Origin of the sequence: Pseudomonas kairouanensis, from assembly GCF_004682055.1 — a bacterium.
GTDB classification, from domain to species: domain Bacteria; phylum Pseudomonadota; class Gammaproteobacteria; order Pseudomonadales; family Pseudomonadaceae; genus Aquipseudomonas; species Aquipseudomonas kairouanensis.
Window position 1 is genome coordinate 1 of record NZ_QUZU01000077.1, and the last position, 16797, is coordinate 16797.

At 61.4% G+C, this 16797-nt stretch carries 12 protein-coding genes; 1 reads left to right on the top strand and 11 read right to left on the bottom strand.

Annotation, left to right across the window (positions count from 1 at the left end; genetic code table 11):
- Window positions 1–82 precede the first annotated feature (82 nt).
- The 5 genes from DYL59_RS30390 to DYL59_RS30410 all read right to left on the bottom strand — a co-directional run bounded on the left by DYL59_RS30390 (window position 83) and on the right by DYL59_RS30410 (window position 7982).
- The gene (locus DYL59_RS30390) at window positions 83–3109 is read right to left on the bottom strand and encodes a multidrug efflux RND transporter permease subunit (RefSeq protein ID WP_135292483.1); all 3027 of its coding nucleotides are present in this window, start codon (window positions 3107–3109) and stop codon (window positions 83–85) included.
- Window positions 3110–3112: 3 nt separating this feature from the next.
- Complete coding sequence (locus tag DYL59_RS30395; protein WP_135292484.1) at window positions 3113–4243, bottom strand: efflux RND transporter periplasmic adaptor subunit; 1131 nt, start codon at window positions 4241–4243, stop codon at window positions 3113–3115.
- Between the two features lie 115 nt (window positions 4244–4358).
- Window positions 4359–5456 carry a DUF1513 domain-containing protein gene (locus DYL59_RS30400; protein ID WP_135292494.1) on the bottom strand — a complete coding sequence of 366 codons (1098 nt, stop codon included), beginning with the start codon at window positions 5454–5456 and terminating at the stop codon, window positions 4359–4361.
- Between the two features lie 2 nt (window positions 5457–5458).
- Window positions 5459–6523, bottom strand: a complete 1065-nt coding sequence (locus tag DYL59_RS30405) for an imelysin family protein (protein ID WP_135292485.1) — start codon at window positions 6521–6523, stop codon at window positions 5459–5461.
- Window positions 6524–6554: 31 nt separating this feature from the next.
- Window positions 6555–7982: a di-heme oxidoreductase family protein gene (locus DYL59_RS30410; RefSeq protein WP_135292486.1), complete on the bottom strand. Its 1428-nt coding sequence runs from the start codon at window positions 7980–7982 to the stop codon at window positions 6555–6557.
- A 139-nt stretch (window positions 7983–8121) separates the two neighbouring features.
- Here DYL59_RS30410 and DYL59_RS30415 point away from each other — a divergent pair, with 139 nt between their 5' ends.
- A complete protein-coding gene (locus DYL59_RS30415; RefSeq protein WP_135292487.1) occupies window positions 8122–8685 on the top strand; it encodes an NAD(P)H nitroreductase in 564 nt (187 codons plus the stop codon).
- A 135-nt stretch (window positions 8686–8820) separates the two neighbouring features.
- Here the strand turns inward: DYL59_RS30415 and DYL59_RS32245 are convergent, their stop codons facing one another.
- From DYL59_RS32245 to DYL59_RS30450, 6 genes are all read right to left on the bottom strand, one after another.
- Entirely contained in the window at window positions 8821–10959 is a 2139-nt protein-coding gene (locus DYL59_RS32245) for a methyl-accepting chemotaxis protein (RefSeq protein WP_135292488.1), read from the bottom strand.
- A gap of 136 nt (window positions 10960–11095) precedes the next feature.
- Window positions 11096–11497 carry a YbaN family protein gene (locus tag DYL59_RS30425; RefSeq protein WP_135292489.1) on the bottom strand — a complete coding sequence of 134 codons (402 nt, stop codon included), beginning with the start codon at window positions 11495–11497 and terminating at the stop codon, window positions 11096–11098.
- Between the two features lie 159 nt (window positions 11498–11656).
- Window positions 11657–12265 (bottom strand): biliverdin-producing heme oxygenase, encoded by a 609-nt coding sequence (locus tag DYL59_RS30435; protein WP_135292490.1) that lies wholly within the window; start codon window positions 12263–12265, stop codon window positions 11657–11659.
- 135 nt (window positions 12266–12400) lie between these two features.
- The gene (locus DYL59_RS30440; protein WP_135292491.1) at window positions 12401–14971 is read right to left on the bottom strand and encodes a TonB-dependent receptor; all 2571 of its coding nucleotides are present in this window, start codon (window positions 14969–14971) and stop codon (window positions 12401–12403) included.
- A 115-nt stretch (window positions 14972–15086) separates the two neighbouring features.
- Window positions 15087–16055: a FecR family protein gene (locus tag DYL59_RS30445; protein ID WP_135292492.1), complete on the bottom strand. Its 969-nt coding sequence runs from the start codon at window positions 16053–16055 to the stop codon at window positions 15087–15089.
- Window positions 16056–16116: 61 nt separating this feature from the next.
- Window positions 16117–16635: an RNA polymerase sigma factor gene (locus tag DYL59_RS30450; protein WP_135292493.1), complete on the bottom strand. Its 519-nt coding sequence runs from the start codon at window positions 16633–16635 to the stop codon at window positions 16117–16119.
- Window positions 16636–16797 lie beyond the last annotated feature (162 nt).

Sequence of the window (16797 nt, forward strand, 5' to 3'; positions counted from 1 at the left end):
CGTTGTAGTCAGCGGCTTGCCCCGATACCTGTCACTTGAGAAGACAGCAACCGGTGGCGGGCAACCCCCTCCCACCGGTTGATCAATACCTGTCTGGCTTGGCCAGCAAGGTGTAGACGCAAGGCAGCACAAACAGCGTAAACAGCGTGCCGATGGACATCCCCGTCGCAATCACCATGCCGATATCAAACCGGCTCACTGCCCCCGCGCCCGTGGCCAGGATCAACGGCACCATGCCAAACACCATGGCTGCGGTGGTCATCAGCACCGGGCGCAGGCGAATCGCGGCGGCTTCTTCTACTGCCTGGCGTGGTGTCAGGCCCTTGTCCTTGCGCAGTTGGTTGGCGAACTCGACGATCAGGATCCCGTGCTTGCTGATCAAGCCGATCAGGGTCACCAGGCCGACCTGGGTATAGATGTTCATGCTCGACCAGCCGAGGAACAACGGAATCAGCGCACCGCAGATCGACAGCGGCACCGTCACCAGAATCACCAATGGGTCACGAAAGCTCTCGAACTGCGCCGCCAGCACCAGAAAGATGATCGCCAGGGCCAGGCCGAAGGTGACCCACAACGCGGCGCCTTCCTGGATAAATTGCCGGGACGCGCCGCTGTAGTCGAAGGCATAGCCGGGCGGAGTTTCTTCAACGGCAATCTGGCGCACGGTATCGATGGCTTCGCCCATGCTGACAATGGGGAAGCCCGAGATCAGCGCCGAATTCAGTTGCTGGAACTGGTTCAACTGCCGAGGGCGGGCGCGGTCGGTCACGGTGATCAGGGTCGACAGTGGCAGCAGTTCGCCCTGGGTGTTTTTCACGTAGTAATTGTTCAGCCAATCGGGGTTGTCGCGGTAGGCGCGCTCAACCTGGGCGATGACCTTGTAACTGCGCCCATCGAGGGTGAAGCGGTTGATTTCCGCCTCCGCCAGCAAGGTCGCCAGGGTGCCGCCCAGATCCTGCATCGACACGCCCATCTGCGCCGCCTTGGCCCGGTCGATATCTACCACCACTTCGGGTTTGTCGAAGGCCAGGTCGATATCGACGAAGGCGAACTTGCCCGACTCCATCGCGCGCTTTTTCACGCGATCGGCCACGTCCAGCAACGACTCATAGTCATTGGCGGTGTTGATCACAAAACCGAATGGCAGCCCTTCACCCGTGCCCGGCAAGGACGGCAGGTTGAAGCCAAATACCTGCAGGCCGGGAATCTGCTCCAGGCGGCTCTGCACCTCGGGCAGGATTTGCATCTGTGTACGGCTGCGCTCATTCCACGGCTTGAGCAGAAAGCCGCCAATACCCGATTGCACGCCGTTGAAGCCGTTGATCTGGAACGAGGAGTAGTACTCCGGGAATTCCTTGAAGATCTTGATGAACTCATCGGTGTAGGTGTTGAGGTATTCCAGGTTGGTGGGCTGGGGCGCGCTGGCCATCATGAAGATGATGCCCTGGTCTTCATCGGGGGCCAGTTGGGATTGGGTGAACTTGAGGAACACCGGGATCAGGCACAGCACGATCAACGCAAATACGATGACGACCGGCCGAGTGTTCAGGGTGCCGTGCAACAGGCTTTGGTAACGGCGCTTGAGGCTGTCGAAGATTCGGTCGAGGCGGTGGGCCAGGCCGGTGGGGTTTTCGTCATGGCGCAGCAGCAGGGCGCACATCATCGGCGACAGGGTCAGGGCGACGATACCCGAGATGATCACCGCTCCCGCCAGGGTCAGCGCGAACTCCTTGAACAGCGCCCCTGTGAGGCCTTCCAGAAAGCCGATGGGCGCATACACCGCCGCCAGGGTGATGGTCATCGACACCACCGGCAGGGCGATTTCCCGCGCGCCTTCGAGGGCCGCTTCCAGCGGCTGCTTGCCCTCCTCGATATGCCGGTGGATGTTCTCCACCACCACAATCGCATCGTCCACCACCAGGCCAATGGCCAACACCATCGCCAGCAGGGTCAGCAGGTTGATCGAGTAGCCCATCAACTGCATGAAAAACAGTACGCCGATCATCGACAACGGAATGGTGATTACCGGGATCACCACCGAGCGCAGCGCGCCGAGGAACAGGAACACCACCACGATCACAATCAATACGGCTTCAAACAGGGTCTTGACCACCTCGTTGATGGACGCCTGGATGAACAGTGTGGCGTCGTAGGCAATTTCGGCCTTGAGGTTGGGCGGCAACTGGGATTCCAGCTGCGGCATGATCTTGCGCACTTCCTTGATCACATCCAGCGGGTTGGCACTGGGAGTGGCCTTGATGCCGATATACACAGAGGGGGTGCCGCCGAATGAGCTGATGGCGTTGTAGTTTTCTGCGCCCATTTCCACTCGCGCCACGTCCCGCAGCAGCACGCGGCTGTCGCCGTCGGTTTTCACCGCAATGGCACCAAAGGCATCGGCCGACTTGAGGTCGGTGTTGGCGTTGATGCTGGTGACCACAAACTCGCCCTTCACTTCGCCAGCGGCGGAGAGAAAGTTGTAGCGGCGCACGGCGTCGGTGATATCGCTGGCACTCAGGCCAAAGCCTGCCAGTTTTACCGGGTCGAGCCAGATGCGCATGGCGAACACCTGGTTGCCGAGGATCTCCGCCTCGGCCATGCCCGGCAGGGTGGCAAGCTTGGGCTGGATCACTCGCGACAGGTAGTCGGTGATTTGTGGGTTGTTCAGTTGCTGGCTGGAGAAGCTGATGTACATCAGCGCCGACGCGTCGGCGGCTTCTTTGCTCAGCACCGGGTCTTCGGCGTCCTGGGGCAGCTTGTTCTTCACCTCGTTGGCCTTGGCCAGTAACTCGGTAAACAGGCGGTCGCTGTTGGCGCCGATGCGCGCGTAGATCGAGATCACCGAGAAGTTCTGGCGACTGACCGAGGTCATGTAGTCGATGCCCTCGGCGCTCGCCAGGCTTTGCTGCAAGGGCTGGGTGATATAGCCCTGGATCGTCTCGGCATTTGCGCCGGGGTAGGCGGTGGTCACCGTGATCAGGGCGTTTTCCATGCTGGGGTATTGGCGCAGCGGCAGCTTGCTGTAGGCCTGAAACCCCAGCAGTACGATCAGCAGGCTGACCACCATGGCCAGCACCGGGCGGCGGATAAAAACGTCGGTGAACTTCATGGCTCAATGCCCTGCCGGCAGGTTTTTGTCCGGGCTGATGGCGATGGGCGTGCCGTTGTCCAGCTTGAGCTGGCCGGCGCTGACCACCTGCTCACCGGCGCTCAAGCCCTTGCTCACCAGCACCAGGCCACCGCGACGTTCACCGGTTTCCACAAAGCGGCGCTCGGCAATCAGTTGGGGCTGACCGTTGGCATCCTTTTCTACCTCGCCGTTCTCGGACTTTTTCTGCGCCACGGCGTACACCGAGTTGCCATAAAGGGTGTAGGTAATCGCACCTTCCGGCACAACGATTTGCGCGGTCGGGTTGGGCAGCAGTACCTCAAGGCTGGTGAACATGCCGGGTAACAACTTGCCATCGGGGTTGGCCAGGGTGGCGCGCACCAGCACGTTGCGCGTGCTGTTCTCGACCTTCGGGTTGATCGCGCTGATGCGGCCGGGGAACTGCTGGCCGGGGTAGGCCGAGACCTCCACCAGCACCGGTTGATCAAGGGCGACCTTAGGTACGAAATGCTCGGGGATGAAGAAGTCGACGTACAGGCTGCTGATGTCCTGCAAGGTCGCGATCACCGTCCCGCTGGCCAGGTAGTCGCCCACGTCCACCTGGCGAATACCGATGGTGCCGCCAAACGGTGCGACGATGTGCTTCTTGGCCAGGGATGCCTTGAGCTGGTTGACCGTGGCCTTGTTCTTTTGCAATTGGGCGGAGAGGCGGTCGAACTCACCCTTGGAAATCGCCTGGCTGCCCACCAGTTGGCTGCCACGGCCGTAGTCGAGTTGCGCCAGGCCCAGGTCAGCCTGGGCGGTTTCCAACAGGGCACTCTCCACGGCGCTGTCCAGTTGCACCAAGGGTTGCCCGACCTTGACCTTCTGGCCTGACTCGAACTGCACGTCCTTGACCGTACCTGCCACTTCCAGGCTGAGGTTGACGCCTTGCAGGGCTTTTAACGTGCCGACCGACGGCAAGCGCTGTTGCCAGGGTTGTTCGACCGCCGTCGCCACTGCCACGCTGACTGCCGGTTTTGGCTTGGAAAAGACTTGGATCTGCTGGTAGATGGAAAAGGCTTTATAGCCCCCCAGCAGCAGGACGATTAACAGGACGAGACCCAGCATGATCAGCAGGCGACGGCGCAGCATGTTCCGGTTCCTTGGAAAACTTTGGCAGGCGATTTTTTGTTGAAGTGTAGTGGGGATTCCAGGCGGTGTTTTTCACCGGGAGCAGGGCCAGGACTGGCCCTGCTCAGAGGGGGCTTCAGATCAGATGCAGATGGTTATCCCAGAGCCCTGCCGGCAATTCCAAGGGTTTTGCTACCAACTGTTTCTGGCGGCAATCGTAGAATCGGCAACGCCCTTGGCCTGAGGTCACCACAAACCCGTCCGTCACGGCGCCCACCCCGGCACAGTCGGGCAAGGGCCCATCCAGACGCAGTTCAAAGCTGTCCATGTCCCAGATAAAGAAGCGGTTGCCACGCGGTGCGGTCAACGCCACCAGGCGCAGTTCGCTGTGCACCGCGACGCTGGCGGTGTAGTGCCCCATCGCCTGCAGTTGCTCGTCCGCCACGGGGAATGCTACGAACGGTTGGCCCGGACGCTTGATCGCCAGCAACTCGGAACGCTCCTGGGACGGCCCCATGAACTGCTGCCCGGTGAGGATGGTGCCATCGTTGGCGATGCCCATATGCCGCACGCTGTTCATCGGCTGGGCCAGGGTTTCCTTGCTGATCAGCGTGCCGTCACGCTGCATCAGCACCAGGCTGGGCTCCATGGCGTTGAGGTTCATCTCCACGCGGCTTTCGGCTTCGGTACGAATACCACCGTTGGCCACCACCAGGGTTTCGCCGTCGGGCATCCACGACACCTGGTGCGGGCCGATGCCGTGGGTGGAAATTTCGCCGGTATGCACCAGGCGTTCGCCTTCGAACTTGTACACGCCAAGCAGGCCTCGGCCGGGGTCGGACGTGTCGTTTTCGGTGGCGTACAGCCAGTCGCCGCTCTTGTGAATGACCGCATGGCCATAGAAGTGGCGGTTGGCATGGGAGGTGATGGTTTGCAGCAGCGCGCCATCACGCAGGTCGATCAGGTAACTCTCGGTGCCCGGCCGACGGGCGACGAACAGCGCAATCGGCAGGCTCGGGTGGTTGATGATGTCATGGCAGCGCTGGCCGACCTGGGTGGCAAACACCTGCTTGCCATCCAGTCGGTAGCCCACGGCGTAGTGCTTGCCGTCGCCATCATCGCGGGCCGAGAGCAGCAGTGGGCCCTTGTCTTTACCTTTGAACAGCGTCCAGCCGCCCAACGTCAACGCGCTGAGCAGCATGCTGCCAACCGCCAAAGCCTGTCGCCTGAGCATCATCAGTCACCGTCGTTGGCGTTAAAGCCCAATTGGATGCCCAGCGCCTTGGCCAGCTCGCCTTCGTGCAGGCGGTGGACGACGTTGAGGCTGTCGTAGATAGCGTTGAGCTGCTCGCGCCCGGCATCGTCGCCCAACAGTTCATTGAGGCTGCGCTGGTTGCTGGCGAACAGTTTCAGGGAGGCGGCGTAGGCGGCGTCGATCTTGTCGGCCAACGGCTTCTGGTCGGACGGCAGCAGGCCGCGCAGGCCCTTGTTGTCGACGCCGACCCACACGGTCTGGGCCGCAGCAAGGCTGGCTTCCAGGCTTTGCAGGGACGACTGGCTGCGCCAGGCATCGGCCTGGAACGGTTGCGGGATGCCCTTGGTCTGGCGGCCCATCGGTGTGCCGAGTTTCTTCTTGAGGGTATCCAGTGCGGTCACCTGGACGCGCAGCAGATCGGCAATGGCTTCGTGGGAATCGGCGTAGCGCTGGTTTGGAAACTTGGTCATCTGCGCGAGCATGCCGTCGGTGCTGTTCCAGCTGGCCAGGATCTCTTCGGCCAGGGCTTTCTGGCGCTCGCCAATGGCCACCAGCAGCGGGCAGTAACGGGCTTTCTGGGCTTCGTCGGCGACGTCGGTCTTGGCGTCGTAGAGGATGTATTCGTAGGCGGAAAGGCCCTGCACCACCACGCTGGACTTGGCCAACGCGGCGCTGTCGATCTGCGGCTGGGCGGTCACCAGCTGTTCAACCTGGCGACCCACCAGGTTCTTTTTGTCCGGCCAGAACTGCACTTGCCACGAACGGTTGCCCTCGGCCAGCGGGCCGATCAGCAACGGTTGCAACTCGGCCCAGGCTTTTTGCGCATGGAGGAAATCGGCGCGGGCGGTCTCCAGGCTTTCCTTGCCCTGGCAGTAGGCCAGGGCGCTGACGGCCAGTTGACGGTCAGCTTCGACCCAACGGCTGTAGGTCGGCAGGATCACTTGCTTGGCGATGGCCGCCGAGGTCACGGCTTGCGGGTCTTGGGGCGAGCAGGCACCCAGGGCGAGGGCGGCCAGGCTGGTGAACAACAACTTGGGACGGAACATGTCGAGCTCCCTTCTGTAATTGGGGCGAAGCTTATAAAGAATTCAGGAACGCCAGCAACGCAGCACGTTGCTCGGCATTAAAGGACAACACATGCTGCTGCGCCGCTTGTGCTTCACCGCCGTGCCAGAGCACGGCTTCCAGCAGGTTGCGGGCGCGGCCGTCATGCAAGAACTGGGTGTGGCCGCTTACGGTTTGTGTCAGGCCAATGCCCCACAAAGGCGCGGTGCGCCAGTCGCGGCCACTGGCCTTGAATTCGCTGCGGTTGTCGGCAAGGCCTTCGCCCATGTCGTGCAACAGCAGGTCGCTATAGGGGCGGATCACCTGGTTGGCCAGTTCGGGTTCAGCGGCATTGGCGGCGGTAGTAAACGAGGGTTTATGGCAGCCCTGGCAACCGGCTTGATAGAACAGGTTTTTACCCGCCAGCACGTCTGGCGTGTTGACGCCACGGCGCGCCGGTACGGCAAGGTTGCGGGTGTAGAACAGCACCAGGCGCAGGATGTTGTCGCTGACTTCTTGCTCGCCATCCTGGCCATTGCCATTGGGCGCCTGTTTGCAGGCCACTTGGGCATCGGTGCAGTCATCGAAGGGTCTCAGGGAGGTGGTGAGGCCCATATCACCAGAAAACGCGTGAACATTTTGTTGATTGAGGTTGGGTTGCCCGGCTTTCCAGCCAAAACGCCCGAGCACGGTTGCGTGTTGGGCGTCGTCCCATACCTGGTTGGCGCGGCCGACGAGAGCCTCTTTGTCGGCTGTCTTGGGGTCGGTGTTGCGCAGGATATCGGCATCACTGATAGCTTCGAGCAGGCCCAGGCCGATCATCGGCGGGGCGACGCGCGCCGAAAAACGTGTATCGGGGTGCATAGGGCCATAGCCCAACTGGGTGATTTGCAGGACTGGCTTGCGCAACTCCACCACGGTGCCGTCCTTGAACGTCACCTTCACCGGTGTGTAGTCGACCCGCACCTTGCCCTCCGGCAGCACGCCTGGCACGGCCATGTCCTGCAATTGGCCGCCGTAGACCGGTTCGGGCACTACGCCGATTTGTTCGATGGCCTTGGCAAACGCGGGCGAGTCCGGAATCGACAGCCGCACCAGCATCGATACGGCATTGGCTGCATCGGGCAAGGGCGGGTGGCCGCGGCCGTCCTTGATGTGGCAGTTCTGGCAGGCATTGGTGTTGAACAGCGGTCCCAGGCCATCACGGGCCGTGGTGGTGGACGGTGCGATCACCCACGGGCTGCGAAAGAAACTGTTGCCGACGCTGAAATCCAGGCGACGGGTAGGCGACAAGTTGGCCGACGGCAGGGAAAACGCGTTCTGGTCGCGCTTGTTCACCGTCGCAGCGCCGCCCGCCCGTGATTCACCCGGCTCGGCCTTGGTGAATCGTGGCGCGTCATCGCAGGCGGTCAGGCTCAGGGCCAGCAACGCTGCGCACAGGCGAAAAAGCGAACGGAACATCGAGTTTCCCGCACGAAGGCAAAAAATTAGGTCGCAAAGTCTAACAGGGCAGGGCCGAATGAATAAGAGCAATTATCGTTTGGTGGGTGGTGCGACATTCCCGCTAGAATGACCGCACATTTTTTTCTGGAGGTGGCCAATGCAGGCTCTCGACGCTTTGCTCAACCGTGTTTCCGTGCCGCGCCTGCTGGAACCGGCACCGACCCAGGAGCAGCGCGACGTGCTGTTCGCCGCCGCCATGCGTGCGCCGGATCATGGCCAGTTGCGTCCTTGGCGCTTCCTCACGGTGGAAGGCGCCGCCCGCGAACAGATGGGCACGCTGTTGGCCGAAGCGGCACGCCTGCAAGACGCCGATGCCCCGCAGGCGGTGATCGACAAAGCCCAGAACGGCCCGCTGCGCGCGCCGTTGGTGGTGGTGGTGATTGCTCGTTTGCAGGAGCACTTCAAGGTGCCTAAGTCCGAACAATTGCTGGCGGCAGGCTGCGCGGCCCACGGCATTTTGCTGGCGGCGTATGCCCAGGGCATTGGCGCGGTGTGGCGCACCGGTGAGTTGTCGTACTCGGCGCATGTCGCCAAGGGGTTGGGGCTTGCGCAGGGTGAGGAGGTGATTGGCTTCCTGTACCTGGGCACGCCGCAGAACCCGCCGCGTACGGCGGCGAAGGAAGATTTGGCGGCGTTCGTCCAAGCCTGGCCCGGTCTTTAAGCCCAATGTGATCTAAAAATGTGGGAGGGGGCTTGCTCCCGATGGCGGTGTGTCAGTCAGCTATGTATTGGCTGACAAACCCTATCGGGAGCAAGCCCCCTCCCACATTTGACCTGCGGCGTTTTTGAGATTGGGCTACACCCGAAACTGATCCATCAATTTCATCTGCTGGCTGGCCAGTGCATTCAACTGGCTACTGATCGCCGCCGACTCAGTCGCTTGCCCTGTAAGCGTTTCCGTGACAGTGCGAATCGCCGAAACATTGCGGTTAACCTCTTCGGCCACCGCACTTTGCTGTTCGGCAGCGCTGGCGATTTGCAGGTTCATGTCGCTGATCACCGTCACCGCATCGCTGATCTTGCCCAGGGCCTGCACCGCTTGGTGGATCTGCCCGGCATTGCTCTGGGCCTGGCTTTGGCTTGAATGCATGGTCGCCACCACGCCACGGGTGCCGCTCTGGATGCGTTCGATCACATGGCGGATCTCCTCCACCGAATCCTGGGTGCGCTTGGCCAGGTTGCGCACTTCGTCGGCCACCACCGCAAAACCCCGCCCGCTTTCGCCGGCACGGGCCGCTTCGATGGCGGCATTGAGGGCCAGCAGGTTGGTTTGCTCGGCAATGCTGCGGATCACTTCCAGTACCGAACCAATCTGCTCGCTGTTGACCGCCAGGGCCTCGACTTCGCCCACGGCCTTGCTGACTTCTTCGGCGAGGGTGGTGATATCGCGGGTGCTCTGCTCGATGATCGACATGCCTTCACGCGCCGACTGGTCGGCGCCACGCGCTGCGCTGGCGGCATTGGAGGCGCTGTTGGCCACGTCGTGGGCAGTGGCGCTCATTTCATTGGAGGCGGTGGCCACCTGGTCGATTTCGCGGAACTGCACCTGCATGCCTTCGCTGGTCTGGCGGGCAATTTCCGAAGACTGATCCGCCGTGCCCCGGGCCTCGGTGATGCTTTGCTTGATCTGGGCGATGGTCGGTTGCAGCTTGTCGAGGAAGCGGTTGAACCAGTTCACCAGTTCGCCCAGTTCGTCTTTTTTGCTGTAGTTCAGCCGTTGGGTGAGGTCGCCGTCACCGCTGGCGATGTCCTTGAGCATGGCGGCCACGCTGTTGATCGGGCGGGTCACGCCGGTGGCCGTCAGCCAGATCAGCAGCAGGCCCACCAGGGCTGCAGCGGCGCCTACCAGCAGGGCCTTGAGGGTGCCGGCATCCTGGGCTTTGTCCAGCAGGCCTTGCAGTTTGACCGTATCGGCCAGCATCACATGCTTGGGCAGCTTGATCAGCACGCCCCAGGTTTTGGCATCGCTGATCGGCTTGACCGGGTACACGGCGCGAATGGTGTCGTCCTGTTCGCGGATCATGCGGGTGTCGTTGGCCAGCAGCTGTACGATTTCCTTGCCTTCGGCGCCGAGGGTGTCGGTCAGGTTCTTGCCGACGCGGCCGGGTTCGCCGCTGTAGGCCGCAATCAGGCCGGTGCTGGAGATGATTTCCAGGTGGGCGGCACTGTCGAACAGCTCTTTTTGCGCGGCATCGGTGGTGGCTTGCAGGGTGTCGAGGGCGATATCGATGCCGATCACGCCGATGACCTTGCCGTCTACGATCAAGGGCAGGGAGATGGTGGTCATCAGCATCGACTTGCCAGCCACCGTGTCTTCATACGGGTCGAGCAGGCAGGTGCTGCGGGTATCCCGTGGGCAGGTGTACCAGATGTTGTAGGGCGTACCGCTGAGGTTGAGACTGGTCTTGGTCAGGTCGTCTTCGACCATGATGGTGTTCAGGCCAGCGCCGCCCGCCCGGCTCCAATAGCTGGCGAAACGCCCTTTTTCATTGGACACGCGGGCCTTGTCGTCGACGAATTCACTGTCCTTGCCATCCAGCCCGTTGGGTTCGAATGCCAGCCAGATACCCAGGGCCTTGCTGTTGCGCTCAAAGACAGTCTTCACGCTCTGGTTGAGGGCTTCACGCAGGGCACCGGCATCCAGCGAGCGCTGGGCAGCGAGGGTGCGCAGGTCTTTGACCTGGTCGGCAAGGGTGGTGACCGCCAGCAGGTTTTCGCCGAAGGTTTTCTGCAATTGCACCGCTTGTTCGGCGGCTTTGGATTGCAGCAGGTTCTGCACGCTATTGGTGAGCATGCGCGAGCTGGAATCGCTGATCAGTCGGTCGTTCTGATCGGTTTCATACAGGTTCACGCTGATGATCAGCGCAATCACCCCCAACAGGCATAGGCCGGACAACAGCACGATTTTCAGACGTATGGAGAGGGTGTCGAACATAGGTTCACTCGCGAATGGACTTGTGGGTGTGCACAGCACGGCAGAGTCCATTCAGCGCTATGTCTGGAACATCGGCGCTGTGGGTCAATTCATGAGGCGGAGGCGATGAGTGGTAGGAAATGCCCTACATGACGCGTTATATGGGGGTTGAGAGCCGTTCCGGGCGTGACCAGATCCACAGGTTGCCCAGGCCCATCCCGGCAATCGCCAGGTAGATCGGCCAGCCGTGGTCGAGCATCACCAGCATCAGGGTGGCGCACAGCAGCATGCTGACGGTGGCGCTGACCTTGGCCCGGCGGGCGATGATCTTGCCGTTGCGCCAGTTGGCTAGGATGGGCCCGAACAGCCGGTGGTTTTCAAGCCAGGCGCTGAGGCGCGGCGAGCTTTTGGTGGCGGCCCAGGCGGCCAGCAGAATGAATTCGGTGGTAGGCAAACCCGGTATGACAATCGCCACCAGCCCGATGCCCAGGCTGACGTAGGCCAGCAGGCCGAAGAGGATCCGGGCGATTTTGGAGGTGGATTGGGGTTTGCCGGTCATAGGTAGGGGTATCACAGAAAATCAGCTTGAAATGAGATCCAAGTGTGGGAGCGGGCTTGTTCGCGAAGGCGGTGTGTCAGCCAGCACATGCGTTAACTGACCCACCGCCTTCGCGAGCAAGCCCGCTCCCACATTTAAATTGCATTTCAATTTTGGCAGTCAGGCCAGTTCAGGGGCGCTAGCGTACGCCTGTTCCAGCAAAACGGTGAAGCGCACAAACGCATCGACCGCACCTTTTTCCACCGCAACTTCCTCTTCGGCGCTGAACTCCAGGCCATCGAGGGTGCGGGTAAAGCTCTTCCAACCTTCAGCACGACCACCGGCCGGCTCACCCAGGTGACGGGCGCCGAAGGTTTCACTCAGCCCCAGACCCACGGCGCGCTTGATCAGGAACGCGGCGCCCAGCTTGGAGCCTTCGGACACAAACAACCAACCCAAGGCTTCGGCCTTGCTTGGGTTGTTCACGCTGCCCGCCACGGGCGCAGGCACTTCGGTATCCAGGTCGGCCAGGTCGAGCTTGGCTGCTTCAGCGCGGCAACGTGCGGCCAGGTCCGGGACGATCTTGATCAGTTCGGCATCGGTGTACAGCGCCACCAGTTCCGACTGGAACAGGTATTGGGCCACCACGAAACGGGCAAAGTTGGCCTGGGTTTCAAACGGGGCGTGGGCTTTTACCAACGCATCGAGCTTGGTGTGGGGCTCGTTGGTGATCTGGTTCAGGCGCTGGGAGCGCAGGCTTGGGCGTTCTGCGGTGGGAGAAGCAGTCATGAAAAAAGTCCTTGAGAAGAGGAGCGCCTTTTTGCTCTAAAGAGAGCTGTTATCAACTAGACGAACAAGAAGACGCGGCACAGTAAAAAATCCTCACCTCGTCGATAAAAAATCGACGGGGTGAGGCGGGCGCTATCAGATGTCCCAGATCACGTTGATCGCAAAGTTGCGGCCCGGCTGGGTCAGGCGGTCGATGTTGGCAGGGGCGGTCACGCCAGCTTCACCGATGCTGTCGAAGCTGCGCACATCGTCCCAGTTCCAGTACTTCTTGTCGGTGAGGTTGTAGACGCCGCCGTTGATGGTCACGTCGTTGGTGACCTTGTAGAACCCGGTCAGGTCAACAATGCCAAAGCCTGGGGTCTTGAACGGGGCCTTGGTGGTGTCACCGTCGGGGGAGAAGAAGGTCGCGCTGTCGACACGGTTTTGCTTCTTGACCAACGTCCAGCTGACCAGCGCGCCGTAGCTTTCCTGTTCGTAACCCAGGCCAAACACGCCCTTGAGCGGGTTGACGCTGTTGAGCGGTTCACCGTTGTCATCATTGCGGCCATAGGCATAGGCCACCGAGCCCTGGGTGTACAGGCCCTGCGGTGCGCCGAAGGCATCGAGGTTCAGGCGGCCTTTGGCTTCTACGCCCTGGATAGTGGCGCGTTTGATATTGGTGGCCTTGTACACGGCGCTGGTGGGCGATAGCTGCACGGCATCTTCGTTAATGAAGTTGTCGTACTTGTTATAGAACACCGCGATGTCGAAGTTGCCCGACTCAAAGTTACCGCGCAGCCCGGTTTCAAAGCTCTTGCTGCTTTCGGGCTTGAGGTTTGAATTGGGCTCTACCACGTAGCCTTCCTGTAGGTTTTCAAAGCGGCCATACAGCGATTTGGCCGACGGGGTGCGGAAACCTTCGGCGTATTGGCCGAACCAGGTGTAATTGTCGGTCAGTGCATAGGTCAGGCCGAATTTGGGCGAGACGCGATGCCAGGTCTTGGGGCTGTTGTCATGTGGGTAGATCCGGTTCGGGTCGGTGGCGTTGAGGAAGTCCTCGGTCAGCTTGGGCTTGAGTTGGGTGTAGTCGTAGCGAACGCTGGGCAGGAAGGTCCAGTCGCCCCAACTGATCTGGTCCTGGGCGAACAGCGCGTAGGTGTTGATGGTCGGGTCAGGGAAGTCGCTGGACGGAACGACTTTGTCCGAGGCCAGGGTGCTTGGACCGCCGACAGTCGGGCAATTGGCGCTGACGGTCAGGCACGTTGCGCTGCCGGTACGTGAACCGGTGACCTTGGCTTGTTTGATCGTGGCGCCATAGGTCACCAGGTGATCGGTGTCACCGATGGCAAACGCCTTGTCCAATTGGGCGTCGAGCACCCATTGTTTTTCCTGGTAGAGGGTCTGGCGCTCGCGTAACAAGTTGCGTGCGCCCGATACGTAGTGCTCGGCCGTAGTCTGGTCGGTCTTGCCGATCTGGTAGTTGAGGCTGGTCTTGATGCGGTCGGCAAACAACGTGTCGACCGCGATGCTGTTTTCCAGGCCAAAGCGTTCGCGGGTGATGGTGTCGTTGCCCGAGCGAGCGCGGTACAGGTTGCTGTTGAAGCCGGTGTTGTACGGGCCGCCCACGGCGCTTTTCTGATTGGTGTCGCGGTCGTCCTTGTACTTCTCGTAGGTGAAGCCCAGGCGGTTGTCATCGCCATAGTTCCAGCCCAGCTTGGCCAGCACGTTGGTGGTGCGTGCGTCCTCCGGGTTGGCGCCGGTGCGATTCAGGCCGGTGAGGTTGTTGCCGTTGTAGGTTTCGGTCTCGTGGCCGTTACGCTGGCTCAGGTGCAGCAAACCGTCGAAGTCCTGCACGCGGCCGGCGAGGGTGCCGGAGGTGAGCCAGCTTTCGTCGGCGGAGCTGTAGCCGGTTTTCAGGCGGGCGCCCACGTCCTGGCCGGGCTTGATGATGTCGTCGGGGTCGAGGGTGAAGTAGCTCACGGCGCCGCCGATGGCGCTGCTGCCGTACAGGGCCGAGGCCGGGCCGCGCAGGATCTCGACGCGTTTGACGATTTCTGGATCGACGTAGTTGCGACGGGTTTGCGCATAGGGGCCATTGGAGAAGTGGTCCGGCACTTCAACGCCATCGACCTGGGTGAGGATGCGGTCGCCGTCGATGCCGCGGATGTTGAAGCCCGCATTGCCGGAGCGCGTGCCAGCGCCACCCACGGAAACGCCCGGCTCGTAGCGCACCAGGTCGCGGCTGTTGCCGACATTGAGGCGGTCCAGTTCCTGGCGGTCGTGCACGCTGACGGTGCTTGGGACGCTGGTGACGTCCTGCTCGTGACGGGTGGCGCTGATGGTCACCTGTTGCAGGTTGAGGGTGCTGCCGGCGGCGCGTTTTTCCAGGACGATGTTGTTGTTGCCCAGTTTGCGGTAGCTCAGGTTGGTCCCGACCAGTAGCTGATCCAGGGCTTTTTCCGGCGACAGCGGGCCACGCACGCCTGGGGACGATACACCCTGGCCCAGTTCTGCGGGCAAGCCGACCTGCCAGCCGGTCACGCTGGTGAAGGCGTTGAGGGCCGAGACCAGGGGCTGCTGTTCAATGCTGAAGTTGTAGTTGCCAAGGCTGCGCGACGCAGGCTCGGCGGCGCTGACGGTCATCGCCGGTGCGCCGGCCAGCAGGAGGGCGGCGGTCAGCAGGGACAGGACAGGCGAAGAAGACCGGCGGTTGAAACGAGAGGACATCGAGAGCGCTCCGGGGTACGAATCTTATAGTTGCGAACTGAAACAAATAGGAATCAGTTGCATTGGCTAAGACGAGACGTACCGCCGGTTGCTATCGAGTAAAAATAATTCTCATTTAGTTCAGGATCACCAGCGCGGGGTATTCGGTGAGTTTGGCCGAGGTGATGTGGGCGAGGGAGCGTACGACATCGAGGGGCTGGTCGAGACGGTAGTTGCCAGTAACGGCAACGCTGGCGAGCTGATCGTTGGTATTGACGATCCACCCTGGGTAATAGCGGCGCAGTTCGGCAAGTACTTCGCTCATCGGGCAGTTTTCGAAGATCAGGCGGCCCTGCACCCAGGCCAGGTCCTTATTGGTATCCAGCCTGGCCGGTGGGCCGAAGCCTTTGGGGCCGATGCGGATACTTTCCCCGGCACTCAGGCGCACACGGGCGTCGTCGACGGTGTTGCTTAGGTCCACATTGCCGCGCTGCACCTGCACTTGGGCTTCGCCGTTGAGGTAGCGCACGGCGAAGTCGGTATCGCGCACGCTGGCGCGCACCGGGCCGGCGTCGATTTCCAGGGGCAGGCCGTGGCTGGGCATGATTTCGAAAAACGCTTCACCCTGATACAGGCGGGCGATGCGCTGATGGTCCTTGATGCTGCTGGAAAACGCCGAGTTGGTGTTGAGCAGCACTTTGGAGCCATCGTCCAGTTGCAGGCGCTGGCGCTCGCCCACCACGGTGAGGTGGTCGGCTTGCAGGCGCACGGGCAGGTTGCTGAAGCTGAACAGGCCGATCAGCAACACGGCAGCAGTGGCCAAGGGTTTCCAGTGGGGTTTGATCCGCCGCCACACGCTGGGCTTGCGCGGCGCTGCCAGTGCGACGGCGGCACTGTGTACCGGCGCGCCACCCCAGGCAGCCTGGGCCTGGGCGAAGGCGTGGACGTGGGCCGGGTCGCTGGCCAGCCAGGCATCGAACTCGGCCTGCTGCCCGGGCTGCGGGCACTGCAAGGCAATCAGCCAGTCGAGGGCTTGGTCCATAGCCAGGTCTTGCAACACCTCATGAGCCAGCTCATGGGGGGGCAGTTTTTTCGGGTCCGTCACGGTGTGCCTCGGGTCTTCGCCACGTTTTAATCAACTTTCCTACAGCTCGGGTTGATGAAGCTTAAGGCTGATCCAACCTTTGGGCCACACCTACGCAGATGGCCATGATTAATTTGAGTTCCTTTTGCACGGTGCTCAAGGACACATCCAACTGATCGGCGATCTCCTGGTAGCTGCACCCATGCAGGCGGCTGAGGATGAAAATCTGCTGCTGGCGGGCGCTCAACTGGCCCAGGCTGACGCTCAATGCCTCCAGCATCTGCTCGGCCTGGGTCGCGTCTTCGGGGGTGCTGATGGGGGCGGCGACGCTTTGCAGAACATCCAACGGCACATCTTCCTGCAGTGTGCGGGCCTGGATCCGACGGGAGCGCAGGTGGTCCAACGCCAGGTTGCGTGCGGTTTGGTAGACGAAGGGTTCGAGGTGATCGATGGGGCGCTCACTCAGGGCCCGGGTGACGCGCAGGTAGGTTTCCTGCAACAGGTCCTCAGCGGTGCTGTGGTTATTCACCATGCGCTGCAAAGTGCGAAGCAGAATCACCCGTTGGGTGAGAAAGACTTGGTTGAAGCGAGATTGGCTCACAGTGATACCAGACCGATTTGCAGTTAATGATAATGCTTATCATCAACGCAAATAGCAAGGAGCACTTTTTTGAGGGCTTGCGTAGGACAAATGTGGGAGCGGGCTTGCTCGCGAATGCGGTGTGTCAGTCAATTCATGTGTATCTGACACACCGCATTCGCG